Here is a 25889-nt window from a genome sequence, read left to right on the forward strand (position 1 = left end):
CAGTACCCTGTGAGGGATTCGAACCCCCAATAAACTGGGTCTAAGCCATCTGTGTATGCCAATTCCACCAACAGGGCATTTAATAAGATGGCCTTCCAGGACTCGAACCTGGACCATTTGATTCAAAGCCAAATATGCTTACCAGTTACACCAAAGACCATTATTCAATACATCAGTAGGAATGGTAAGACCGGTAGCCGGTGCTATCGAACTCACATCTTTGAGATCGAACTCCAATATTCTATACATCGGAGCGGCGAACCGCTTGAACTACATTCCTATTGGGTGTCTCCGGGACTCGAACCCTGGACTCCTCCTTCACAAAGAGGCATTTTACCAGTTAAACTAAAGACACCATATGTACTCCGTACGGGATTCGAACCCGTGTTTCTCGAGGGAAAGTCGAACGTCCTAAGCCATCTAGACGAACGGAGCATCAAACAAGTCTGAGGAGTAGGATTCGAACCTACGACCCCCTGCTTCCAAGGCAGGTAAACAACCACCGTTATCCCCCCAGGTATAGCAGTACCGACGGGACTCGAACCCGCAACTACCCGAGAGACAGTCGGGCACTCTGGCCAATTGAGTTACGGCACTATTTCGTGGAACAGACAGGAATTGAATCGCACCGGCGACCCGGCTGTATCTCTGGGACTTCAAGCCAGCGCATTGACCACATTTGCTTCTGCTCCATACAAACAAAAAAAGCATCCCGTGTGTGGGATGCTTCCTTGATTTGACTTTATATATCTTTTCAGATCATGTCATATGCACATCCCTCATAGCACAGTTCGGTTCCAACTCGAAATCGAGACGAAATCGATCCTGGGGTTGACAAAAGAGGTCTATATGTATGTGTAATAAATTCATTTTCTTTCTTCGTTTGTTGTTGTTCATTAACGATGCAAATGTGAGAAGGGTTACTGAAAAATCCAAGAAATATTTCAAATTAAATTACTGATTATCAGATAGTTAACTACCTTTTAGGCAATAGGATTCCACCCCGCTCAAGGCGGGTTCTTTATGATTTTCACAACTGCCTGTCTCTCAATTGTTTGCTCATTCAGATCCTATCGATATGCTTTTCTAAGCTTCAAACATTTTTTTCAAAATTTGACATAAAAAAAGCGTCCAACTTTCGAGGGACGCTTCTGCTTTTTTGATTTTTTATCTATGTATTTGACTATAAATTTCAGTTTTCACAAAGCATATGCGTCCCATCCCTCTGTTCCAAGGGCAGAAATTGACGAAAATCGTCGAGACATATATGCTCTAAATGTCTATTCATTTGATCGCAAAAGTAATGAATCAAACTGATGATGACCCGATGGGGTTTCATTTCGAGTGGTAATGATCCATCAACCGTAATTGTTTCAACCCAATTCTTCTGGATTAAATCCACTATCATTTGTTTTTAGAATAGGGTTCATCTCATGATCTTCAACAGTCACGATCCGTCGAAGCTTGTTATATAATAGCCGTTATATTAAATAGCCGCCACTTCCACTTCGGTCGACCCACTTAGACTCAATTTCTTTTTTACAGAATCTGTTTAAAAGTTGATTGGGTTCATTAATGACATTGTCAGGATGTCTATTAGTTGGAGCTACCTTCTTCCACCCTAGCCTCAAAAAGCTGAGAGAGTGGCTAGCCCTGGACCCAAGCTATTTAACATAACGCAGGACATTATATAACAGTCGAGCCGTTGATATAATACGCCATTATGTTAACTAACTGGAAAGTCATTTATTGTCAAAATAAAATGACCAGTCTAAATATTGCTCAACCTCTAGATGTAAACCGAACCGTAGTGCTATTTTGCATTCTTCAATTCCAAGAGAAGTTTTTTAGGGTCTTGTCTATTATCCCAGAATGCAGTGATTATTATTTCCTTCTGATTGTACTGATAGAAAATACTAAAGTGCCCCATCGTAGCAACATGTGTTTCAGGGAAATCAGCTTTTCGAAATAGAGTCGGATTAATGGCAATAAGCTCTGCTTTTTCGTTGCTGAGTCGAAGAAGCTTTATTGAATAAGAATTTGATTTATTACGATTAACCCAATATTTAAAAATACTATTCCTTTGTCTTGCAGCTGTTTCAGTCCAAACTATTTTTCTCTTAGCCATTGAAGCTCTCTCTCATTAAGTTGATCTTGCCCCACGACATTTCCATTTGTTATATCCGCCTCACTCATTGAAAGCATAATCTTTTGATCTTCTGTCAGTTGGACCAGTTCTTCCTCTACATTAGAAGATTTGATCATTTTTTCAAGGGCTTGCAGATACTCAGAATTATTAATCGTCATTAAAGTATCTATCAATCTATTTCTTATTTCACTAGTACTCGCCATTTCATAAAGGTATATAATACAGAATTCTCATTCAATTATTAACACCACTTTGCCCTTACTCCTTAAACAGAAAACTTAATTTATGCAGCTGAATTTGTTAGTGGTTGTCAAACAATGTTATACACCCTTTCGTACTTTATTGTCCTTCCCTGGTTCGCTTGGCCTTTGGACTGAAAATAAGGCCTTCACGAACTTCCTAAGCTATTTAACATAACGCAAACATTATATAACAAAACAGGCTTTGTTGCTGTCTGAACGGCGTATTCTTCGATCAGTTTGTTACATAATGATATTATGTTAACCAGCAGAGCTGGACGAGTTTAGGGCTGCATCTGATCTTGGTAATTCGGTCACGACACTCCGAAGCTTGTTATATAATTCGTCATTATTTTAAATAGCCGCTGCGTCATCGCTGGCAGCTAGTCCACCGATCGCTTGATGGCACAGCGACTATTAAATGATTCTCTGTGCTCTAGATTGTAATTGATTTTCTTTTGAAGCTTCTACAGCGATCCTGTGGCCTTGCTGGCTCACGCCACTCAACCCCAGCCTTGCCCGCTGTTCGGCTATAGCCGAATTTGGAAACTACATAAGTTTAGATACTGCTCCAGATGGTTGGCCAGCTTAATGGATCTTAATTCCCGAATTCTATGAGAAATCCTGTTACTCTATTTTTCGATAGCTGTATCATTGGTCAGGAATTCTTCAAATAATCGATTCTCAGGTCTTACAAACTGAAGCTTCAGCGAAAGTTTGCGTTAGGAATTTTACCAGCTTTTAGACCAGGTCAGTTGTTACAATCTGAAATTCCTGAATTCTGCTTCAAAACTCTGATGCTCTATTTTTCAATAGCCGTACCATCGGTCAGGAAATCTCTGAATAGTGGATTCTCAGACGTTAGGATTTTGAGCGTTAAGATCGAGCTAGCGGCTTTGACACCAAGTAAGATTTGTCCACTTTTCAGGAGAATGATTTCTGCAAAATTTTATAATTCCTGGATTCTGCTAGTTTCTGTGATTCGCTTCTATTCTTTAGTTGTGTTATATAATGTTGTCTTGTGTACGCCCTTTGTCGGCTTCCCCTGAAGTTGATCCACTCAAAAATAGAGTTTCAAGCTAAGTAAATTCTTCGTAAACCTGCTTGGGAGTACGATTGCCCAGTGCCTCATGAGGTCTATTTTGATTATAATCTTGCATCCATGCCTCTGTTTGATCTCTGACTTGTCTGATATTCTTGAATACATAGGCATTCAAGAGTTCTGATCTCAATGAACTATTGAACCTTTCTATGAACCCATTTTGCATCGGTTTACCTGGCTGGATAAAATGGAGATCCACATGATTCAATTTTGTCCAATCATCCAGTTTTGTACTGATAAACTCCGGCCCATTATCTACTCTAATCATCGAGGGAAGTCCTCGAAAGGTTTGCAGCCTTTCCAATACTCGGATTACCCTTGCTGAAGGCAAACTGGTGTCTGATTCGATGGCTAATACTTCTCGATTGAAATCATCAATGATATTCAACATTCTGAATCTGGTTCCATCCCACAAACTATCTGCGACAAAGTCTAGCGACCATACCTGATTAGGCCGCTCTGGTTGAAACAAGGCCTGTTTGACTCTGGCAGGTAATCTCTTGCGAGCTCTCCTGCGAATATTGAGTTTAAGCTGTGTATAGACCCTGTAAACACGCTTATGGTTCCATTCAAAGCCTTGATGTCGTAAACGGTGATAGCACTTCCAAAAACCAATAGATGGATGCTTCTGAACCAATTCTGTGAGGGCCTTGATCACCTCTTCATCATCCGGAGGCTTCGGTGTGTAACTGAAACTGCTTCTTGGAATCTGTACCATCTGGCAAGCTCTACGAATACTAACCTCTGAGTGGGTGAGCATATGCCTGACTAATATCTTCTTCTTGTCAGGCGTTAAAGCTTTTTTTCTACTGCATCCTTAAATGCTTCATGAGCCAAGCTCAGATCGGCGAACATTCGTTTCAATCTGGCGTTCTCCGATTCGAGTTCCTTCAACTTCTTAAGCTGATTGGAATCCATTCCTCCATACTTAGCCTTCCAGTTGTAGAATGTAGCATCACTAATGCCGTACTTCCTGGCTACGTCTGAGGCCTTCATTCCTGCTTCATGCTGCTTGATCGCAGAGATGATCTGCTGTTCGGTAAATCGTGTCTTTTTCATTTTCGTTATCCATTTAAAATTACGCATTCGCTGAGCTAATCACTCAGCCAACTCCATTTTAGACTGGACAACTTTTAGGGAAGCCGACACGGCTCCTCGTAGCTTGGAGTGACAAAAAAGTGCTAGTAACTATTTCTTTCGAAATACCCTAGTTATTCACCAACATAAGATAATTGCTACTTATGTTTTCCACACCCTTTTGCTCGCACTCTAACCCGCTTCCCAACTTCTCGCTGCGGTACTGTAGCTCCTCGCTCCGAAGTGCAACAAAAGCGTAATAAACGCTAAGCAAGTCCGGGAATCAAGGATACTCATTCTTTAATAATTTGATCTTATTTCTTAATTCTAAATATTTTGTAAGAACTTTCTTGTTGTGAGGTTTAGCCTTTTTGATCGCTAGTGAAATAGCTTTTGCCGCTGCTTCTAGTTTGTTTCGGTTACTTTGTCCTTCATCTTCTGAAAGTAGAAATTCGGCAAGTTCGACATAAGATTCTGTCGCCAAATATTCTGAGTATGTGGAGTAGTTATTATCAAAAGACTTGACCAACTGCTTCAAAGAAACCAAATACTGTCTTGATTTCAAGATATAAGCCCTTTTTGGCCTTTTTGAACCTTGTAAGCCCAAGTATGCAAAGAGAAAGGCAATTGTATTTAATAGGGCTTCTTTTGCGTACCTTGATTCGATAATCTTTCTGTTTTCAAAATCACCATACAATTCCAATGCGACAATACCACTTTGGAGCGCTCTTCTCAGAGTAAGTGTACTTATGGGCTCAAGCCCTTCTTGGTTCTTAATATTCTTCTTGAAAGCGAGACAATACAGAAGAAGGCAAAGGGAATGATGAAACCTTGGGTCTTGGGGGTATTCAGCAATATATCTTTTAGTCAATCTAATTCCATCAATATATGCACCTGATCTTCTAGCAGCCCAAACCTGCACATATTTCAGCTCTTTATAAATACTCGTAAAGTATTCTTCGTGCCTTTTTTTACCAAAACGTTTAACTGAAAAAGCTAACATATTTTGGATTTGCTTTACGGCATAGGCATTCGGTCTCAGTCCTCTTTTTCCAGTAGGGTAAGGTATTGATAGATATACAAGCATCTTAACCAGAATTTCTTCAGGACTTCCTGTAGTTAATTTTCCTATCCGGTCGATTATATATTCTTTTAGATCTGTAAGGGCATCTATACTTGGCTGATGAATCGAAAAATAGTATGCTAGCTGTTTGAAAAGTCTGATCAGGTTAGTATCGTCCGATAAATTACTGTAATCAAAAACAAGTGGTAACTGTTGCTTGATACTTTCAATAGAATCGATACCGAAGTTCTTATCTTTATAGAAATCTCCTGTTGCATTGAGAATAGACCTAATACCATCATACAAACCTAAATTGATAAAAACTGTATGTACTTCCTCTAATGCATTCGAGATATCTTGTCCATTTTGATCTAGTTCCTCAAGAGCTTTATTCATTTTATCAACATAGTACTTCGGAACTTTTTTACTCTTAATAGATTCTTGAACAGTGTTTCTGAAATTATCATACTGAATAAATACACTTAGGTTTTCAAGTTTATTTCTGCCACTATTAATCAAGTCGTTTATCAATTCTAGAGCTTGTTCTTCTTTTTTAGATTTATTTGTTCTTACCCTATCTGAGAAGCGATGCTGAAGTAATAAATGTCGTTTTATCGTCTGTACAAGAAATGCATATGAATAGACACCCTTTTTATAGAGGCCATTAATAGTAAAATTGGCAAATAGCTGCTTTGAACTACGTATACAGTCAATACTAGTCTCTCCTATTTCCAATCGACGAATGTTCTTAAATTTTTGAACATTGTCCGCAGAAGACAGAAAAATGGCAATTTTTGACTGATTAGTTTCCTGAAAGTGACGATTTAATCTCAATACCTTAGAATAGACTAATGCATCGTTCCTGATATTCTCTAGATCTCTTGTCCTACGATCTGTTACGTATTTAACATATTGAGTATAATTTCCTTTTTCATATTCTTTCTCAAATTCTTTAGCATAGTACGACTCAGGCCTTGATTCAATGTCTGAAGCCAATGGTGAGTATGCTGCTTCAAATACATCATCTCTCTCCATGAGCATTATCCCAGACAAGTCTGAATTTTCTTCAATGAGAATCTTATTATTACTAAAAAGGTCTTTAAACCTGTTTATATCCCGAGTTGACTGATCCAGCATAATTGAAGTCAAAAGTGTTAGCCTCTGCTCAATTAGATGAATATTCTCTTTCTTGAAATAGTCTTTGAAGTCGTCAATATCCCTTAGTTGACCTGTTGAATAAAAACTTTCAATTTTCTTCTTTAAACCAATAATTTCATCACGATATTCATCGGGAAGAATCTTGGTAACACTACTATCAAAAAATGCGTACATAGACAAGAACTTATCAGCGCTAACAAACGGTTCAAAGCTCTTATCCTCAGCAAATCCAAATGGAATGCAATAATTGATGATATCATGAGGATCAATAAAGTAGATAAATTCATATCTTTCTTGAAATGAAAGGTCCTTGCCAACTTCTTCTAGTTCCCGAATCCCCAGAGTAGAAAGATATGACTTATTATTTGACATTACGAACAGATTTTATCCTTTGTTCCTGGCTCCACTTTTGGAAAATCCTCTATTTGAACACTTTCTATAATTACCTTAATGCTCTTGATTCCTCGCTCAATTTTTTCGGATGCCAATTGAATAAATGCAGCATTTCCAACAAACTCAGCCATAGCTTTCAACAAGTAAGGTTTGTCGATATAAACATCATCATTCACATTTGAGAAAAACTCATTAATCTTCGTCTCAATCGACTTCTTAGTTCCAACATGTATCGTGTCTTTTGATCGAAAAGCGTAAATAGGTTCATCGAGGCTTCTGGCATCATCTAGCAATTGAAAATCCGAAACAATGAACTCTTTTTCAAGTTCTTCCTCTTCAAGTTCTTCAATCTCTTCGACTTGGTAATTAGATATGTTTTGCATCAATTGTCTATTCCCAATTTCCAAAATCGGCGCCAAGAAACCATCCATGCCGGGAAGTACATCGTAAACTCCTTTAATTTCTATTTTAGCCATTGCTCTTCTACCATTTTATCCACAACATCAATCATTTTCTTATTTGCATCGCGAATGCTGTCTTTGTTCGGATTATATTCATAAAATCTTATGTTCTCAGATGGAACTATTTGATTTAATTGTTTCATTTTATCCTCACTATCTTCATAAAACCCAGGTAAAACCAATGCTATGGGACTCTTTTCATCAAACTTGATTGGTTTATTCAATTGAAGTTCAATCGTCGATTTTCTATAATCAGCATTGTCAGTCTGTTCATTAATCATTTTGAAATAGTTCTCAACAGGATAATTAAACTCATTATGCCCTAGTTCGTTTACCGGTTCACATGATAGATATTTTTCATTGCTCCCATAAAAAGTGATGATGAATTTTGATATACTATCTTTATCAACTCTAATCAGGAAATGTTTCAATGGACATTCTTCTTCATGAATGTCATGAGTCTCATAAAGCCCATCACGAAATGCACCGGTATCGAAGGGGGCAATTTGATTGATTGGAAGACTATCAATTTCATCAAAAACGATACAAATAGGCATTCTATTTCTCTTCGCTGAAGTCTTTTCAGACTGAGTCTTATCAAAATATGCAGCGGTGCCATAGAAAAAACAGAGATCACTATTGTTCCCAGGCTTAACATCCTTACTCCTTAAGATTAGTTCCAGTTTATTACTATTACTAGAATGGAAAATTGGCAATGGCTCCAAACTTGATCCATTTACTGAAACATTCTCTAGAAATTCCATTATTCCGTACTCAGACACAAGTAAACATTAGAAAGTGACACATGATTTTTTCAATTCTTAGTTGTTATCAGTCTTTATTTTTTTCAAGATATTATTCGCCATGATCCATCTATCTTCGTTTTCTGGATTGATGTTCTTTGAGTCATCCTCGGACATTTGACTTGTAATTGTTTCAGACATTAGTTTCAATTTCTCATTATCTAACGTATTCAACATTTCTTCAGCTGCCCTTAGCGCATGGTATTGCTCAAATGCTGATAAGGATTGACGAACTGTCTGAATGACAATGTTATGATATTTAGGTTTAGGGTTGGCCTTAATAATTGCTAATGCAATCAACCGTCTTCCACCGTCTTTCTTGTCGAAAAAACTTTCCGGAGTTAAGCCTGTTCCTGAAGCCAATGCAGAAATTTCTGCCATCACCTTACTCATTAAAAAGGTTCGATTCAAACTTGGATCATTGGATATTCTAATCTTGTTGTACTCATCTGCAAGTTTATTCAGTTGCTTTTTGGGACTAACGCTTTTCGAAACTATTTTTAAAAGTTGTTGTTCAAGTTTTCGAATACTTGTCTGGATCTCCTTCTCTCCGTTTTTATGTGAAACACTTTTGGCAGCCATATTGAGACTAACTAAGGCCTCAACTAAGGTGTTTTTTTCAAGTACATTGTCTGCTTTTTTAAAAGCTATCGCCAGATTCAATCTAGACCATAAATAGAACATCAAAAATCCGAGAATTACAAAGTAAATAATTATTGATCCTGTGAAGACCTCAGCTGACCTACTTCCATCCAGACCTGCACCTGTAAACTTTATCAAACCTTCGAATTGAGTTCCAATTTCGTTTAGTTGTGTCAGACCCAGACCTACTAAGATCTTAGTTAACCAATCTGAAATCTGTTCAAGATTTGTGTTTTGCTGGTAGCGTATTTCTTGATCAGTTTCATTCCCACTTTGCATCGTTTTTGGTATTCCGAAAAGAAAGCCAAGAAAACTCCCTGTTGCATATGATGAGATTGATATCACGATAGAGATGGAAATTCTATGAAGATACGTCACTTCTAATTTAAGTGGAAAGAATAAAATACCTAAACCACCAACGATGGTTAGTGCTAATATAATTTCGACAATTAATGTTTTCTCATCATAACTACGCTTGATATAGTCAATTAGCTTTACAATCATTTGGAAATATGCATCATACACAATTATACATAATGAATTGACTGGAATCAATATCATTTTACATAATTTTCACATGGCGGAAGTACTATTCAAAGAGGTGTTTGCATAATTCTAATAATCTAGTCTTAAAATAGTAATTAGTTATCTAAATGAAACTTCTTTCGCTAAATGTTACTACTGGTTTTTAAGATAGTCCTATCAGAGATAGAACTTCTCTAATCACGGAAACAACTAAAAACTTCTCAATTAGTGAGGGTCTTTTCTCTACTTCCTAGAAGTCTTCTAGGCCTATAGTCCTGTCAGGTCAAGCTTCCTCTTTTTCCCTATACCGAAGGCTAAACTCATGAGAGTAAAAAAGTCAGACTCTTCATTTAGAATTGCTTCAAAACCCTTTCCATAAGTAAAATTAAGTCCCACGTCAGGTGTAATGTTGTACGATAAATTGAATGCAAGCCTATATGTACTTTTAATCTCCGTATTTGGGATTGCTCGATATATAAACTCGCCACTTGCGCTTACTTTCTTCTCAACTTGATAATCCAACTTTAATCCGAAATCTATTGATGTTAAATTCATTGTATCTAAAGCCATTTCATTCATAATTGGCTGATCATACACAGTCATAAATCTTATTAAACCAATAAAATTAGTTTTATTTGACTGGTAACCGATATTAGCCCATACTCCAGAGCTATATATCTTCGTATCATTCTCCATTCTATCATACGTCAGGCCCCCTGCAATTTCGCTGTAAAATCCTATTCGATTTAACTCGATATCCTTAAGACTTTTTCTTAAATCCTTTAAGTGTTGACTTTTAATTAGATCAAATAATTCTAGAGATCGACTATTCAGTTTTTGATTCAAAGTTTCCCATTCATTTTCTAGATCTGTACGCTTTTGGGAATCTGTCTCAATAGAAATTTGTTCTGCAACCGCGTCCATTTTTGATTGTATCTCGAGTGATTTCAAATCGTTATTCGAGGCTTCTGTAACAAGTCTATTGACTTCAGTATTATAATTTGCAAGCTTTTTGAAGTAATTATCTTCAATATCGGAATCAATGTTTCCTCTTATCAAGGAAAATTTCATTCCTATACCAATCCTCTGATCAAAGTTGTCTGACGGCAAAGAGTCTGATACTCCCACAGATATTTGCAAAGACTGCAGAATATTGTCCCGTATTCTATCCATTCCACCAGCACTGTATTTTGAATAACTGACATGTTTGGTGTTAAATACCCAAAAAGGATTAACTGTAAGGAAAAAATTATCTGGAATTGAAGTCAAATTCCCTGTAGCATTTTGAATTGCAGTTGTTAAATCAGAGGCGCTACCAGGAGATTCGATATCAGTAGGACTTACCCCCATAAGAATAAAAGCAGGAGATGTAGGCATCTCAGGGAAGTCTAACTCCAAATCTTCTTGTTGACAGAATGCTTGGCAATTCAACAATAAAATGAATTTAATTACGAGCAGCCTTCTCATTAAAAAATATTTAAATCAGTAAAAATATCAAAGATGTCTCCTGCTTCAGAAGCAGTTGTATTTACTGTTCTCTTTGTCATGTTACCATCATGTTCTATTCGATGTTCAACCCGAATATCATCAGTATTTTCATTTTTATCCTGAACACTTGTATGAATCCGGACCTTTCTTTTTTTTAGGGTTTTGCCATGGATTGAATAGGAAAAATCTCCTTTTTCCTGAGAAAGAAACTCTCCATCAAGGTAGATACTTGTAGTTGATGGTTGAGCATAGACTTGAATTGTTATTGTAATTTCTTCAGTATCAATAATAATTAATTTGTTATCAAACAGTGCGGGCATTAGGAATTTGGTTTTAGGTCATCAATAAATCTAAGTTGTAACGGATATTTCCAATAAACAATACCCATTTTTGGGTATTTTCAGAAGACGGAATAATTATTTCAAGAACATATTATGTTATTCTAATAATATTAATCCTGTTGAAAATACTTAACTATGATTTTTTGATTACTTATAGTTATTACAATAGAAAATACTCTTCATCTTTTTTGCCCAAGCTATGTTAACATAATGCAAACATTATATAACAAAACAGGCTTTGTTGCTGCCTGAACGGCGTATTCTTCGATCTGTTTGTTACATAATGATATTATGTTAACTAGCAGAGCTGGACAACTTTAGGTCTACATCTGATCTTGGCAATTCGGTTACGACACTCCGAAGCTTGTTATATAATTCGACATTATTTTTTAAATAGCCGCTGCGCCATCGCTGGCAGCTAGTCCACCGATCGCTTGATGGCACAGCGACTATTAAATGATTCTAGCTGTTCCAGATATTATCTCTACATCTTTGGATGAATCTACAGCGATCCTGTGGCCTTGCTGGCTTACCCGCGCCTCCCAGACCTCTGCGACAATAAATGTCTCGTCCTAAAATAAGTTTACAGGTTTTACATATAGTCCTATCAATAATTTACAATTTTCGATAGTCCTGAATAAGGTTTACAGTTCGTCTTTTTTTCCAAATGTTTTCAACGTTTATCGAAGGGTTTTCATGAACCTGGTTCGGAGTTAGATTCCCCAGGCTCATATGTGGTCTTTCATCATTGTATACTTCTATGACTCGATCTAGTAGCTGCTTAGCCACATGAAGCGTATTGACTTCATAGCCATCCAGATATTCATTCTTAATAATTCCATTTACTCTTTCAGCGATCGCATTCTCCAAAGGATCTCCATTTTCAGTCATAGATATGATAATTCCGTGCTTCTTAAGCAGAGAAACATAGACACTTGAACAGTATTGAATACCTCGATCTGAATGATGGATCAATCGGCCTATTGGACCCTTAGTGTTTTCAAGAGCCATTTTCAAAGCATGAAGCGTTTCTATTGATTCCAATATCTCAGCAACTTGATATCCTACGATCTTTCTTGAGTATGCATCAGTGATCAGACTGATATACAAATACCCAGCATCGGTCTTCCAGTAAGTAATATCACTCACCCAAAGTTGATTAGACGCTCTAGGTATAAAGCCTCTGATATGGTTTGGATACTTACGTAGCCAATGGAAAGATTGAGTCGTATAGACTCGCCGCTTTCTTCGCTTAACTAGCAGATTATGAGTAGCTAAGACGTTAAATAGTGCATCTCTACCCATTTTGATCTGATGCTCTAGCATGAACGGCTCCAGTAATTCGTAGAGCTTCCCACCACCCATTCGACGATGAACTTGACGGATTCTAAGAACTTCTCTAATGATCAATTCTTCCTCAAATGAAGTCGTCTCTTGTTGCCAGTAGTACTGGTAATAGGATTGCCTGGTCACACCAAATAATTGACACAATCGTCCCAGGGAAACACGAGTATGTCTTTCTTTTAATGAACTGATTATTTGGTATCGGACTTTTTTCTAATAGGTATTTTGAAGGTCTTCTCAGCTAACTCGATCATCGATCTATAGCCTTCTTCTCTCAGCTTTGAATCTTCCAGTTGTTTTTCCAACTGTTTAATTCTAGCCAGTATTTCAGTCTTGTCAAAATCTTCCGAACCACCCATAGCAGCATAATTGATCGGTTGACTAAAGATAGGCCTTCTTCTAGGTTCATCATCGATGTAACCGTACATTCTCATCCATGCAAGTAAAGCTCCATGCTCCTCTGGTTTACCAGTGTATTTATACCAAATCTCTTGTTTAGTATAGCCTCCTGCCAAGTACTCTTGTATGATTTTGTGCCGTTCAGCGACTCCTATGTCCGCTCCATTCCTGGTTTTTCTAATCTTGTTTTCATCCATTTCGGTTTATCACAATTGTGTAAACCTATTTCAGGACAAGACAATCGCTGATGGCACAGCGACTATTTTTTGATTCTCTGTGCTCCAGATATTATCTATACACCTTTCAATTATTCTACAGCGATCCTGTGGCCTTGCTGTCTCTCGCCACTCAGCCCTGTCCTTACCCGCTGTTCGGCTTAGGCCGAATTTGGGACCTACAAAAGATCAGGCAGTTGTTCGTGTCAATGGTCTGTTGTTCAAATCTTAAATCCCGAATTCTACTTCGAAATTCTGATGTTCTATTTTTCAATAGCTATATCATCGATCAAGAATTCTTTAAATACGCGATTCTCAGACGTTAGGATTTTTGATCATTTTTAAGGCCTCATCATTGGCTTAGACTTTCAATGAATTTAGCAGGCTTTCTATGAGTTTGGTACTATAAGTTTTTGTGATTCCTGGATTCTATTAGTTTTCTGAAATTCCAATAGTTACTTAGTTGTCTTATATAATGTTATACCTACATGGCCTTGTGCCGGCCAGGCAAATACTTTTGGCATTGCCCCAAAAGTATTCAAAAACGCTAGCCAAAATCAAGCTTCCACACACAGGCTAACACACCCCCGCGATTTTGGCTGGCCAACGCTCGGGGTACTTCTAAAATTATTTATTAAACGACAATTATATATTTACATCACTCGCTTGAATAGTCTGTCAAATTGTTATGTATGGAATGATTGGCTTCACAGGCTCTGATTTTTTCTTCAATAATGTCAAGTTGCTCTGGTGAAAATTTGTGTCTTTGATAAAGTGAATTCTTTATTTTCTCCATCCTGTTTCTTATCATTTGATCCGGGGCAAGTTTGTATCCCCAAATATTGTAGGAAAAGTTTACGATGAATACTATCGTAAGTCCATAAATCCACGTAAACGGTTCAACTAAATCCCATGTATAAACATTGATAAGAATTATCCAAGAACTGATTGCAAGAAGATTTAATACGAAATAAATAACCGAGTATTTCGATGCTTTTCTAATCGCCAACCTATCAAGTTCAACTTTCAGTCCCTTCAATAGGCTTTGTTCTAGTTTCAATGCTGAGATTTCACTAATTAGACTATTAAGATTCGTTCTATTTAGTATGGTTTGAAGATTTAAAATCTTATCTGAAAGATCATCATCTCTTTCATATTTTAAGTCTCCTAGTTCCATGGAAATTTTATCATATAAAGATTTATTTTCAGATTGAATTTTAGTCAGCAGTGATTCAAGTTCATTTGAAATAACCTCTTTTTCAAAATCAGCTACCAGCTTTTCTGACTCATTGATAAAGGTCTTATTCCTTTTTTCCCTATTTATTATTTGACCTATCGCAGATGACTCGAAACCCTTCTCTTCGTAATAGCTAACCAGTTCATTCTTCAAATGAATTGCAAGTAATTCCTTAATAGTATCTCTTCTATTCATTTATTTAGGCTGATTTCGTACTACCAGTAATCCTACTCAGAATTGATTGTATTTCTTCGTTATTTGGAAGATTACCAAAACCTTCTAAAAGCGGTTTGATTTCTATCATTTCAAATGCTCCATCTGGAAGAAATTCCTCCACGCCCATTTGTTCTAATCGTAATAGATGCTCAAGACTTGATGTTACTGAGGTATTGGGAATAGGAACTCTTTCTGTAAACTGGATATTTCGATAAGTTTTGTTGATTCTATGAAGTTCATTTCTAATAACAGTTAAATACTCTCTCCTATTTTCGCCATAGACTTTAATGGAAATGGATCTATCTGCAATATCAGATCGAATCAATGCAGTTGACGCAAATGTTTTGCTAGATATACACAATCCTAAGCGCCAACATAATTTATCTTTTATCTCTTCATAGAACGCGATTATCATTCTGTGAATTACGGAATTAGGTAAAAATTCATACTTAACCAAAAGGCTAATAGAGTTTTCCTGTTCAATTTCTAGCGCAGGTTCCTGCATTGTTAATTGGGAGGGAATCATGATTAACTCTTTATTAATCATTAAAGCAATCTCAAAATCATTAAGAATTCGAATAAGAAATTGATTTACGAGAGTCTCTTCTCCTTTTAAAATTTCAGGTATCTGAGACACTCTTATTACACCGTTATGACTATATACTTCTCTCGAAAGAATAATGTCATAAATCTTTTGTGTCAACCAAATAGGGTTTAATACAATGATTGGGTGTAAACTAATACTCTTGGAATAAATAACTACTCCTAAATCATGCAAAAAGGAAAGAAGTGCGTATTGCTCCGATGAAGAGAATAGAGCATGTTTTTTACATATTTCCTGATAACTATAGATGTTTGTATAGTTATCATATTCCGCAAGAGATTCGATTTCCATTTTAACAAAACTCCATTTTCGAGGCAGAGATAAGTCTTTAGATGGAGATTGTTCGTAGAGTTCAATTATCTTTTCTCGTAATTGAGAAATTCCTTCACCAGTTAGGCAAGAAGTTCGTATGAAAGTTGAAATATTTTTATACTTAGATTGAAGATATCTCCGATTCACCTCAAATGAAGAATATAAATCCACTTTATTCAAGACCACAATGATTGGAGAATCTCCTCCATAAAATTGGATGAGATTTAGCCAGTGTTCTGAATCTTCTTCCTTTCTTCCATCTAGCACTAAAATGTATATACTCCGTTGACTTAAAAATAACTCATGCGTCGAATGCATAATTTCCTGACCCCCAAAATCCCAAACTTTCAAGTTGACACCTTGATCTGCATCTGTCTTATCAATAACCCAATTGTTTCTGGTTATACCATGGGTAGCAAATCCATTCGGATCAAATGGTTGATCCATTAGCCTTTTAAGTATAGACGTTTTACCACTAGCCTCACTTCCCAATAAGATTAACTTAATTGCGGAGTTTAAATTATCGGTTTCAACACCGGATTCATCGAGCGTCTTAAAAAACGCGTTTATTGCGTTTAGTCCAAAGTTAGCTATTTCAATTGGTGGAAACTGGATTTTATTTTCTTCACAATTCAACGTTTTTAACATACTTAGATTCTTCAGTGGCTCTAAGTTGCGAATTCTATTATTTCGAAGATTGAGCGATTTTAAGTTGTGTAAAAACGCTAATGGCCCAATATTTTCTACTTCATTTTGACTCAAGTTTAATTTCGTCAACTTAGTTAGGTTCTTCAAAGATTGAATATCACTTATTTTATTGACCGAAACATCAAGACTTTGAAGGTCTACTAATTCTGAGATCGCGTTTAAATTCTCTACTAGATTACCATTGATATTTAACTCTACAAGATTTGAAAATTTTGATAATAGCGTTAAATCAGTAATGCGATTTTGGCTTAAATCAATGCTCTTTAAAAACGGTAATTCTACTAGCTCTTCAGGAATTTGTGAGATAGAAAGGCCCGAGAGATCTATTTTGCCTGATTTCTCAAGTCTTTCTTTATTAATAAGGTTGGTTAAAAAAGTATCTTCATGCTTCATTATTCTTCTCGTTTTGGGAAGTAGGAAACTTTTGCAAACTCAGTTGAATGTAACTTATATAATCAATTGTACAATACCCATAGAATAAAATCACTTCTAATGTAATCTTATTTTTCAGTATCCAGCTTAAGGTTTGAACATATTTCTTTTAACACAACGCATGGATCTACATCAATGGCTAAGGCAACCAAGTACAATTCATCTACTCTCAGCTTTGTGTTTGGGTTATTTGATAGTTCACTTAGTCTTGTTTTACTTATTCCAGTCTTTCTTGATACATCTGATCGATTAACAGATTTTTTAGATAGAAAGAGGCCTAGTTCAGTCATAATTATCCGGTTTCTGGACAATAAAATTAGTTAAGCAGGAAATCTATTCCGATTTTCTGAACACACACTTTGATGATTGTCTTATAATATGTATTATTGTTCCGTATTTCGGAAAATTATATCAGAAATTCTGACACAATATCTAAAGTTATGCTAATAGAAAAAATAGAAACCTCCCTCCTAACTGAAGAAATGATCCATGATTGCGACGCCTTCTTTCAGTACATAGTTATCAAAAGACTTTCAAGAGGATTGAGAAATCAGATGATATTTTACCTTCTAAACCAGGAGGTTCCATTCCCTGATCATAAAGAGTTTCTGGAAGATTTGAGACACACCTTTGATTTCCTTGATCGCATTTCTGATCAGCATTTACAAATCGATCTAGTGGATTAAATTCAGTCAGTAAACCAATCTTCAATAGTCGGAATATCGTCGATTTGGTCCCTTGGATTCAAGTATGAGTACGATGGAGTATGAATTTCTCTCAAATATTTTAATAGTTCGTTAGGGATAAAGTCATGTAATAACTGATTTATATCATGAGAAAATTGCCCGTTCTTTTCGACATGACTATCAATATCCAACTCGATTCTCCGGTCTTCACCTGGAGATTTTTCTTGCATATTTAGTACTCTATTGACAAGAGCATATTTTATTGCACTCGTACTATCAGCTTGATTAGCATTAAGATAGTAAGCAGCCCCTTCGTTAAGCATATAAAACCTTATTTCTGGGTTTATCTCTACGAAACTCTCTTCTCCTAGTTTTTGGTTCTTGTGATCCACATTACTAACAAGTTCCCACCAACTATCTCGCATCATTCTAAGCTTTTTCCGCTTTTCTGGATTTCCTAGAAATAGATCATTACAATCTTCACAAAGGGAAATTAGATTGTCAGATGATTTCAATCCATACCCTTCAAGGTCGAAAACAAAGGTTGTATCCAACTTACATACACAACACCGAAATGCTGATTTAATCAAACATTCATTTCTATGAAGCCCCTTCAATTTGATTTGTATTTGTCATAATTATTTTGAATTCCCCCTTCGTATATCTCTACCCCAAGAGGGACGATATTTGTTTGTGGTCGAATTAGTCGGAAATCCCCAACTGGCATCCTCATTTCTTTGAGGTATCTGGAAAGAAATTTTCCAATAAAGTGAAATTGTAATTCAAACATATCGTGATCAAACTCGCCTTCACCTGTTCGATGACCTTCGATTTCTTAATGTAAAATCCTATCATAAAATGGTTTTTGAACTTGTGCATGTTGGATCAATTCGAATATTTGAGAGGCCGCTTCCGTGAAAAATTCATTTTCATAAACAACATGATACAATCTAGCCACTTTATCTTTCATTAAATTTCTGTGAGAAGGGTCTAATGAAATCCCCTCAAAATAGACAAGATCACCAGTCCCGTATGCAAGCTCACTCTTTGCTTTTATCAATGTCCACCAATGATTTCTTAATGCTCTTAGTTTCTTTCTTTTCCTTGGATTCCCACCAAATAGATCATGACAACTCGAACAAAGAGGTGCGGCATTGTCAAGTCCATCCGATCCATTTTCTGATTGAGGAATAATATGGTGAACTTCTGCAGCTAGGTCCTTACATATGCAACATCTGAATGCGAAGAATTCTAAAGCTTCCTTCTTCGTGATTTCTTTAAAAGCCATTTTAAAATGTGAGGATCATACTGACAATTACTTCAAATCTCTGCTTAATCATGTGTTAGTAAATTACTATGGATCATAACTGTTATATCTTAGAACGGTTATATTCTTCTCGGAAATTAGACATGCTCATTATCAAAAAAAAAAATGTGAATAATAATCCAAATCACAACGAAAAGCATAACGGTTGGCTTCCTTTCTAGGGATTCAACAATCTGTTTACCCCACAGGTAAGAAGCTCCCAGCGATAACATATAAATAGTTATATACACAAATAGACCCTTGATTATACTTCCATAAGCGTAGAAACTATTTCTAATTGAAATAATAAACAACTGCGGAATAATTGGAACAAAAATTTGAATCACTAAGGCAGCCATTTGTATTCTTAGTACTATACCATCCAAAATTGAATCAGCGTATTCATATTTTAACTTAGCAAGTTCCAAGCTGCCCAAACCTATAAGAGCAACCATTAGCCAGAAAGTAACTTTTCGTAGATTTTTAACTTCAATCTTTCTCCTAAGGTATTGTACGGATTTATAGAGAAATTGAATCAAAGTAGCAATAACGGCTAATCTTGCCAGATATTGATCTATTAATTCAATTATCAATTCCATTTTCAGACAAATAGTTTGAGTTTTCAAATCACTGAATGACCGATTATTCAGCCTTGCTATCTTCTATTTGATCTATGTCTTTCATGATTTGCTTAAATTCTTTTCTATAATTACGTAAAACCTCATTTTTATAAAAAGGATGTTTCTCGACATCTTCAATGGATTTTTCGAATAAATCAATAGCATTTTCTCTATGTTCCAGAAGACTATGATTATTTATTGAATCCTTCATCGATTTATTCTTACTTTTCAGTTTTTCTCGAAGCTGCTTTACCATTTCATGTAATTCTTCCATATTAGTATGTTTTTGATTATGATTAAGTTATTTGGAATTTAATACTTTTCTACTTCATTCAAAACTTTAATAATGCTGGTGCACTGTTTTGAAGGCTTCCCTGACTTTATTGTCCTCCCCTAGTTCGCTTGGCCTTTTGGACAAAAAATTAAGGCCTTCACGAACTACCTAAGCTATTTAACATAACGCAAACATTATATAACAAAACAGGCTATTATGCTGCCTGAACGGCGTATTCTTCGATCTGTTTGTTACATAATGATATTATGTTAACCGCCCGGCGGCCCGGCAGCAAAGCTGGACGACTTTAGGGCTACATCTGATCCTGGCAATTCGGTCACGACTCTCGGAAGCTTGTTATATAATTCGACATTATCTCAGGCAAGTTATCGATTGGGAGCTACTTTAAAAGTTCCCGTGCCTAACTTCTGTGATATTTTCATCAAATCGCTTGACAACTAAGCGCTCCATTTTGTATCATTACTTCAACATTTATATAACCAAATTAGACCCTTTTATTATGGCAAATTCTCGAAGCTTTGGCGGTGTTTCCGCGGCTACTTGGGATTGTGTGAAATCCACTAGCAAAAGTCAACATGGTACTGTTTATGCTCCGGATGGCGCGTCTGAAGGGACCGCTACAACCGACACAGTGGTTGGCACCATCGTACTCCATTTCGAATATGATGGCCCTAAAGACACGGTAACCTATACCATTAAAAGCAAGCCCTTCCTTGTGTCGCCTTCTCAAATTTGGGATGGGATTCAGGATACGATCGATGGTTGCAACTAGCCAAATAAGATTATCGATATGGTGTCAGGCGTTACTATAGTATGCGCCTGGCCTTTTAATACTATACCATCCATATTTTCTTTATCCCCCCTTGAATGGCTTTCTTGTCTCTTGTTATACGAATAATCTAACTCATCTGATTCGATACCAACTTGTGGTATAACCCTTCTTCATTCTCGATAAGGTCCTGATGCTCTCCGTATTGAACTACTTCACCTTTGTCCAGGACGACAAGTTTGTCAGCTTGTGCAATCGTTGAATATCGATGGGCAATGATGATCGTGGTACGTCCTTCCATCAATTTGTTCAATGCATCCTGCACCAATAGTTCACTTTCTGAGTCCAGTGCGCTAGTAGCTTCATCTAGTATGAGTATCCTCGGATCTTTGATCAATGCCCTGGCAATGGCAATCCGTTGTTTTTGTCCCCCTGAAAGCTGAACACCTTTTTCACCAACTGGTGTGTTGTACCCACCAGGGAAATTTAAGATGAAATCATGTGCATTGGCTTGTGTGGCAGCGTGCTGGATTTTGTCCATTGCATCGAGTGGGTTACTGAGCGCGAATCCAATGTTTTCAGCGATGGTCCCAGTGAAAAGAACGGGTTCTTGTTCAACAATGGAAATTGCATCTCTGATAGAGCCGTAATCAAGTGTCGCTGAATCAATACCATCGAATCTGATACACCCTCGTTTAGGCTCATAGAAGCCGAGCAGGAGATTTGCAACAGTTGTTTTCCCAGCACCGGAAGGTCCCACTAACGCGACTTTCTCTCCTGTTTTGATCTTCAGGTCAAATGAGTGCAGTACTTCTTTTTCCTTTCGGCCAGGATAAGTGAAACTAACCTGATTGAATTCCACATTGCCTTGAAGGCGAACTGAGGCCAGTCCCTTCTGGTAAGTCTGTACTGCAGAAACTCTTTCTAACAGTTCAAATACACGTTCCGTCGCACCGTACGAACGCATCCATTCACCCCAGAGGCTACTGATGGCATTGACTGACATAGATACCATCCCCGCATATAAGATAAAGCTGGTCAGTTCACCAATGGTCAGGTGATCCCCTGTGATGAGAACACCTCCCACCAATACGGTAATGAGTAAAGTACTGAATGAAGTAAAGGTGCTCAATCCCTGAAGAGTGGACATCAACCGAACATTTTCTATGGATTGCCTCAATACCGAACTCGCCGAAGCGCCGTAGTTCTCCTCAGCCTTTTTTGTTTGATTAAATGCCTGAATGATCCGGACATTTGAAAAGCTCTCCTGGGCGATGTGTACACTCCCTGAAATATGATCCTGCAGGGCCATAGATTTGGATCTCACCTTCTTTCCTAGCCATTTGGTCAATATTAACGTGATCGGAAGTGTAATGAGTACTAGCACACTTAACAAAGGAGAAAGGATAAATATCATCACCAGGCCGCCAATTCCTACGATCAGTGACCGGATCATGATGGCAAGATTCATACTTAATGCATCTTTCAATAAATCGATATCAACCGTCAATCTACTGGTCAGTTCCCCCGTCTGTGTGGTATCAAAAAAACCAATTTCTTGTCTGACTATGCTACTAAATAGCCGTTCACGCAGTGCCTTCACGATCATTGCACCCGTAGTTTCAAACAAATAGAATCGTAGTGCCGTGGTGGCACAATAAATGATGAACGTGAAAAAAACAACAATTGCAGGGACGATTAACCAGTCAGAGGATGCGTTTTCAGAAACATTATCGATGAAGTAAGAGATGGCCTTTGGAAACGATAATTGAATGATGGCCGCTATCAACATCATGACAAACCCTAGAAAGATCCTTCCCAGGAATGGCTTCACAAGTTTCAACCGCTGCATGTTGGTGGATTTCGCTGATTTCATTAGTTACTCGGACTTAGTTGCTCCATGAAATTACTCCAGTTCTCATCGCCGATAAACCCTTCTGCCTGCAGGATATTCTCCGCATCTATGAACAGGTAATAAGGTGATGTCCCTTGTGGGTTAAGGAAATCATAGGTCGTTTGATCAGTGGTCACAGTCACATCAAAGAGTGCTTTATCCTCCAGAAATGTTTTCATCCGTCCTTTCGATTCCAGGGTAAGGATCCTTAGCATCACTCCTTGTTCAACAGCTCGATCGAGTGAGTTTTGTATCTCGGGCAATTTGGTTTTGCACTTACTACATTTGGAAGCCAGGAATACAAAGACCTTGGCATAAGCAGCATATTGGCTCAGGTCTACAGTGCTCTTATCGAACCGCCCCTCCAGCGGAAAGTTTGGGATTAAAGTCCCTGCTTCCAGGTTTTGTGGTGTTGGTTTAGATATAGGAAGTAAACGAATTGCGCGAATGATCCGAAAGTTTAGCCACAGATTGAAAGCAACCACCACGGTAAGGAATCCCAATATCAGGATCAATATGGAATCATCGAGCATCATATCAATTGGGATCTCGTGAAATCGTGTGAATGTTTTTCAAATTGGTAATGACCAAAAACGCAATGAAGGCCATTCCTAATAATATCAATTGTATTGGTGTTTCCAATAAGATAGTTTCATGGGCGATCACATAAAAACCGCAGGCAAGAATGAGCACTACATTTCGAATAATGTCCAGATAAGAAATGTATTCGTCATCCTGACCAAAGCAATTACATCGGACTAACCGATCCTGGATCACTGTGATTGATATCAGAATGGTAAAACCTGTGAATAAAATCAATGCACACAGCATAGCCAGAGGTGTAAACTGGTTATTCATGAAAATTACCATAGCCAGCAATCCTTCTAACATAATGATTAAGGTTGTCAAAGCGGTGGTCCACTGAGCAGGAACCTTGAAAGATTGGCTAAGATTTTCTTTGAACTGTCCGAATGTGCGGCCCTTACCAATAGCAGAAAATAGCAAGACCATAAAAATGAAAAGCCTGCTGAACTCCGTGAGATAAATCTTCATCTCCATGTTATAGCTTGATTTCTTCCCAAACAGGTGCAATTCTGTCAACGTGCCTTTGTCTCAAATAAGCTACTTTCGATGTGGCCAGCAATACATCAATTCGGGGGTCATCAGGTGTCTTTCGTACCCCTCCTCCCATTACTCGATTCAACTCCTTCGCTATTTTCCAGGCCAGGTTTTCAATGGAAACTTCACGTTTAATTTTCAAACCTAATTGATGTAATTCTTCTCTTGTGATGGCATAGCTATGCGAATGATACTCGTACAGCAATTGGTTGATGATGTCCGACTTTTGATCAGGTGTTGCTTCTGGCAATTGAAATGAAAGCAACTCGGAAGCTATTTGTTGTAGTTCCAGTCCTGAACGATACAGCGATGTAAGTGTGGTGGGGAATATGCTACTGGCCACAGAAGCCAATAATTGCATTCGGGTCTCCTCCTGCTCAATATCGAGTTGAAACCATTCCCGGCCCATTTCATTGAATAACCTGATGTTCTCGCTATCCAGTACATCCACTCCTACACCTTCGCCAACTGCATTCATTCGTGGGTCTATGGGAGAAAAGCCTGCCAGGTCTCCTGCAATTAGCTCATGACCTGAAAGAGACAGCACCGTAAAGGACGACTGACAATGGTATGGTACGATAAAACACAGCTTTTCGGCAAATTGATGCAGTAATAACGCGATTCTTCTGGTAGCATTGATCTCTCCTCCCCGACCATATAGGACCACATCCAGACGCTCAGTTTTACCAACATCCAGTAGGATTTCATATAAGTTGGGCAGTATCTCAGCATCCAGCATTGACGCGGCCAACACCATTACCTTACTCCCCCTTTCTAGTTCAATTTGTTTTAGCTCCTTAAGGCGTAGTTCATTCATTTTGATCAAGGCTTGCCATTCATCAGACATTCAGCCAGGGCATTCATCATCTTAAGTTCTGGCACAAGCTGTTCTACAAACCAAAACTGACCCGCCGGATTATTTTCTAAAAAGACATATTCACCTTCTGGGGTGACGATGATGTCCATAGCACCATATTGTAGATTATAACTATGAACATAATCACGACATCTTGTCTCTATGTCATCTGGTAGATGAAATGCCTCATAAAGAATATCAGCGCTGTAATCCCTGAAATCAACTTTGGTCTGCTCACTGTCTTGAGAATTGATTTTAGCAGCAAAAACATGATTACCGATAACCGTCACCCTTAGTTCAAATTGCTTTTCAATATAGGCTTGAAAGTAACAAGGGATCTCACGTACAGATTCAATGTTTTCGTAGTGGTCATCTGTAAGAATGGTGGTTTGCAACCCCTGAGTGACTACCTGATCATCAACCGCTACTTCCTCCATGGCCAATGATGGTGTGGACTGAGATTTCAACACCACATCCCTATTGACCATTTCCTGAAATTGGGGCACAGATTCTGGTCGATTAGTAATCAGTGATTCCGGAATATTAAACCCCATCTTAGCCGCACGAATCGTTTGCTCGCCTTTCCAAAGTGCAGAACGAACTGCCAATGGATGATTCATCCAAAAACAATCGACAGAATACAATATGCCATTAAGCACATGTTTCGTTTCTTGATTTGCATAAGCTTTTTCCTGAGCGGAGTAATCGTTCTCACTTAAAAAGGAAAAATCACTGGCCTTTCTGGTCCAGATAGATTTGATCTGATGTGTATCCAGCTCTCTGCCAGAAGGCAAATGAGTAATCACTGCCATCCATGAGTCTTGCCTGGTTTCAAACGTCAGTTCAAAATCCCTGGGGAATTCATTGAGGTTGATTCGGAATGGTGAAACACCTTTTTTTTCGAGCCTGGAAACGAGGATGTCAGCATGCAGATCTGAACTATTGGTTATGATTAGGATATTGTCGTTCAAAATGATCTATGATTCAAAAAAAGAACCTCGGGTAGTTCCGAGGTTCCATAAAAAATCTAAAGTTTAGCACCAAGCGCCACTATCAGTGCCTGGGTGATAACCGTTACATTTTGGTTCTGCGCCCCATGGAGTCGGATACATTGAGCATCCGGCCATAGCTACGCCTTCACGTACTTTTACTTGCTTTTTAGAATCAGCAGCTTTAGCTACTTTGAACGTGAATGATTTTACTTCTTTCATAAGTAATTCAGTTAGATTATAAGATTGATTCAGACAGTAATCTATCAATATTTTTTTAATTCAAGCCATGCTTCAATTTAAAAATGTCAGCCCGCTTACATCCGCATATTTTTTCCAGAGGATAACACAATAAATGGTCGGAAGGCTTCTTGCAAACAGCTCTTTTACTAACTGTAAACCGGGATCAACAAAGACGGACCGTCATTAATCATAGTTAGCCAAAAC

General features: G+C 37.7%; 25 protein-coding genes and 6 tRNA genes. 1 reads left to right on the plus strand and 30 read right to left on the minus strand.

Annotated features, from left to right (window positions below):
• Positions 1-3: 3 nt before the first annotated feature.
• The 24 genes from R8G66_01230 to R8G66_01345 form a co-directional block, all read right to left on the minus strand.
• Positions 4-77 (minus strand) — tRNA-Leu (locus tag R8G66_01230).
• A gap of 10 nt (positions 78-87) precedes the next feature.
• Positions 88-160, minus strand: a tRNA-Gln gene (locus R8G66_01235).
• Between the two features lie 123 nt (positions 161-283).
• Positions 284-356 (minus strand) — tRNA-His (locus R8G66_01240).
• A gap of 5 nt (positions 357-361) precedes the next feature.
• A tRNA-Glu gene (locus tag R8G66_01245) sits at positions 362-435 on the minus strand.
• A gap of 10 nt (positions 436-445) precedes the next feature.
• Positions 446-517, minus strand: a tRNA-Pro gene (locus R8G66_01250).
• 6 nt (positions 518-523) lie between these two features.
• Positions 524-597: transfer RNA gene (locus R8G66_01255), tRNA-Asp, on the minus strand.
• A 1216-nt stretch (positions 598-1813) separates the two neighbouring features.
• Positions 1814-2128, minus strand: coding sequence for a type II toxin-antitoxin system RelE/ParE family toxin (locus R8G66_01260; protein ID MDW3190950.1), 315 nt, complete (start codon positions 2126-2128; stop codon positions 1814-1816).
• The gene (locus tag R8G66_01265; GenBank protein MDW3190951.1) at positions 2110-2352 is read right to left on the minus strand and encodes a hypothetical protein; all 243 of its coding nucleotides are present in this window, start codon (positions 2350-2352) and stop codon (positions 2110-2112) included. The genes R8G66_01260 and R8G66_01265 overlap by 19 nt, the downstream gene beginning before the upstream one ends.
• Before the next feature lie 1115 nt (positions 2353-3467).
• A protein-coding gene (locus tag R8G66_01270) for an IS3 family transposase (GenBank protein ID MDW3190952.1) occupies positions 3468-4549 on the minus strand; the annotation gives its coding sequence in 2 pieces (ribosomal slippage) (positions 3468-4288 and positions 4288-4549; 1083 coding nt in all).
• A 301-nt stretch (positions 4550-4850) separates the two neighbouring features.
• Positions 4851-7160, minus strand: coding sequence for a hypothetical protein (locus R8G66_01275; GenBank protein ID MDW3190953.1), 2310 nt, complete (start codon positions 7158-7160; stop codon positions 4851-4853).
• Positions 7160-7657, minus strand: a complete 498-nt coding sequence (locus R8G66_01280; GenBank protein MDW3190954.1) for a hypothetical protein — start codon at positions 7655-7657, stop codon at positions 7160-7162. Before R8G66_01280 ends, R8G66_01275 begins: the two co-directional genes overlap by 1 nt.
• A complete protein-coding gene (locus R8G66_01285; protein MDW3190955.1) occupies positions 7645-8424 on the minus strand; it encodes a hypothetical protein in 780 nt (259 codons plus the stop codon). Before R8G66_01285 ends, R8G66_01280 begins: the two co-directional genes overlap by 13 nt.
• Positions 8425-8463: 39 nt before the next feature.
• Entirely contained in the window at positions 8464-9648 is a 1185-nt protein-coding gene (locus tag R8G66_01290; GenBank protein ID MDW3190956.1) for a hypothetical protein, read from the minus strand.
• A gap of 231 nt (positions 9649-9879) precedes the next feature.
• Positions 9880-11079 (minus strand): hypothetical protein, encoded by a 1200-nt coding sequence (locus R8G66_01295; GenBank protein MDW3190957.1) that lies wholly within the window; start codon positions 11077-11079, stop codon positions 9880-9882.
• Entirely contained in the window at positions 11079-11420 is a 342-nt protein-coding gene (locus R8G66_01300) for a hypothetical protein (protein ID MDW3190958.1), read from the minus strand. The genes R8G66_01295 and R8G66_01300 overlap by 1 nt, the downstream gene beginning before the upstream one ends.
• Before the next feature lie 636 nt (positions 11421-12056).
• A complete protein-coding gene (locus R8G66_01305; protein ID MDW3190959.1) occupies positions 12057-12932 on the minus strand; it encodes an IS3 family transposase in 876 nt (291 codons plus the stop codon).
• A 44-nt stretch (positions 12933-12976) separates the two neighbouring features.
• Positions 12977-13381, minus strand: coding sequence for a hypothetical protein (locus R8G66_01310; GenBank protein MDW3190960.1), 405 nt, complete (start codon positions 13379-13381; stop codon positions 12977-12979).
• 676 nt (positions 13382-14057) lie between these two features.
• Positions 14058-14831 (minus strand): hypothetical protein, encoded by a 774-nt coding sequence (locus R8G66_01315; GenBank protein MDW3190961.1) that lies wholly within the window; start codon positions 14829-14831, stop codon positions 14058-14060.
• Positions 14832-14835: 4 nt separating this feature from the next.
• Positions 14836-16869 (minus strand): COR domain-containing protein, encoded by a 2034-nt coding sequence (locus tag R8G66_01320; GenBank protein MDW3190962.1) that lies wholly within the window; start codon positions 16867-16869, stop codon positions 14836-14838.
• 107 nt (positions 16870-16976) lie between these two features.
• Entirely contained in the window at positions 16977-17198 is a 222-nt protein-coding gene (locus R8G66_01325; protein MDW3190963.1) for a helix-turn-helix transcriptional regulator, read from the minus strand.
• A gap of 398 nt (positions 17199-17596) precedes the next feature.
• On the minus strand, positions 17597-18148 hold the full coding sequence (locus R8G66_01330) for a hypothetical protein (protein MDW3190964.1): 552 nt from the start codon (positions 18146-18148) through the stop codon (positions 17597-17599).
• A 281-nt stretch (positions 18149-18429) separates the two neighbouring features.
• The gene (locus R8G66_01335) at positions 18430-18882 is read right to left on the minus strand and encodes an HNH endonuclease signature motif containing protein (protein MDW3190965.1); all 453 of its coding nucleotides are present in this window, start codon (positions 18880-18882) and stop codon (positions 18430-18432) included.
• A 116-nt stretch (positions 18883-18998) separates the two neighbouring features.
• Positions 18999-19499: a hypothetical protein gene (locus tag R8G66_01340; GenBank protein ID MDW3190966.1), complete on the minus strand. Its 501-nt coding sequence runs from the start codon at positions 19497-19499 to the stop codon at positions 18999-19001.
• 43 nt (positions 19500-19542) lie between these two features.
• Complete coding sequence (locus tag R8G66_01345; protein MDW3190967.1) at positions 19543-19794, minus strand: hypothetical protein; 252 nt, start codon at positions 19792-19794, stop codon at positions 19543-19545.
• A gap of 520 nt (positions 19795-20314) precedes the next feature.
• On the opposite strand from R8G66_01345, the gene R8G66_01350 reads away from it, so the two are divergent.
• Positions 20315-20587, plus strand: a complete 273-nt coding sequence (locus R8G66_01350; protein ID MDW3190968.1) for a hypothetical protein — start codon at positions 20315-20317, stop codon at positions 20585-20587.
• 127 nt (positions 20588-20714) lie between these two features.
• On the opposite strand, the gene R8G66_01355 is transcribed toward R8G66_01350, so the two are convergent.
• The 6 genes from R8G66_01355 to R8G66_01380 all read right to left on the minus strand — a co-directional run bounded on the left by R8G66_01355 (position 20715) and on the right by R8G66_01380 (position 25664).
• Positions 20715-22460: an ABC transporter transmembrane domain-containing protein gene (locus tag R8G66_01355; protein MDW3190969.1), complete on the minus strand. Its 1746-nt coding sequence runs from the start codon at positions 22458-22460 to the stop codon at positions 20715-20717.
• A complete protein-coding gene (locus R8G66_01360; protein ID MDW3190970.1) occupies positions 22460-23014 on the minus strand; it encodes a redoxin domain-containing protein in 555 nt (184 codons plus the stop codon). Before R8G66_01360 ends, R8G66_01355 begins: the two co-directional genes overlap by 1 nt.
• Before the next feature lies 1 nt (position 23015).
• The gene (locus R8G66_01365) at positions 23016-23537 is read right to left on the minus strand and encodes a MauE/DoxX family redox-associated membrane protein (protein ID MDW3190971.1); all 522 of its coding nucleotides are present in this window, start codon (positions 23535-23537) and stop codon (positions 23016-23018) included.
• 1 nt (position 23538) lies between these two features.
• Positions 23539-24414 carry a hypothetical protein gene (locus tag R8G66_01370; protein ID MDW3190972.1) on the minus strand — a complete coding sequence of 292 codons (876 nt, stop codon included), beginning with the start codon at positions 24412-24414 and terminating at the stop codon, positions 23539-23541.
• A gap of 5 nt (positions 24415-24419) precedes the next feature.
• Complete coding sequence (locus R8G66_01375) at positions 24420-25424, minus strand: hypothetical protein (GenBank protein ID MDW3190973.1); 1005 nt, start codon at positions 25422-25424, stop codon at positions 24420-24422.
• 63 nt (positions 25425-25487) lie between these two features.
• Positions 25488-25664: a hypothetical protein gene (locus R8G66_01380; GenBank protein MDW3190974.1), complete on the minus strand. Its 177-nt coding sequence runs from the start codon at positions 25662-25664 to the stop codon at positions 25488-25490.
• Between the last annotated feature and the right edge of the window lie 225 nt (positions 25665-25889).

Source organism: Cytophagales bacterium (genome assembly GCA_033344775.1).
Taxonomy (GTDB): Bacteria; Bacteroidota; Bacteroidia; order Cytophagales; family Cyclobacteriaceae; genus JAWPMT01.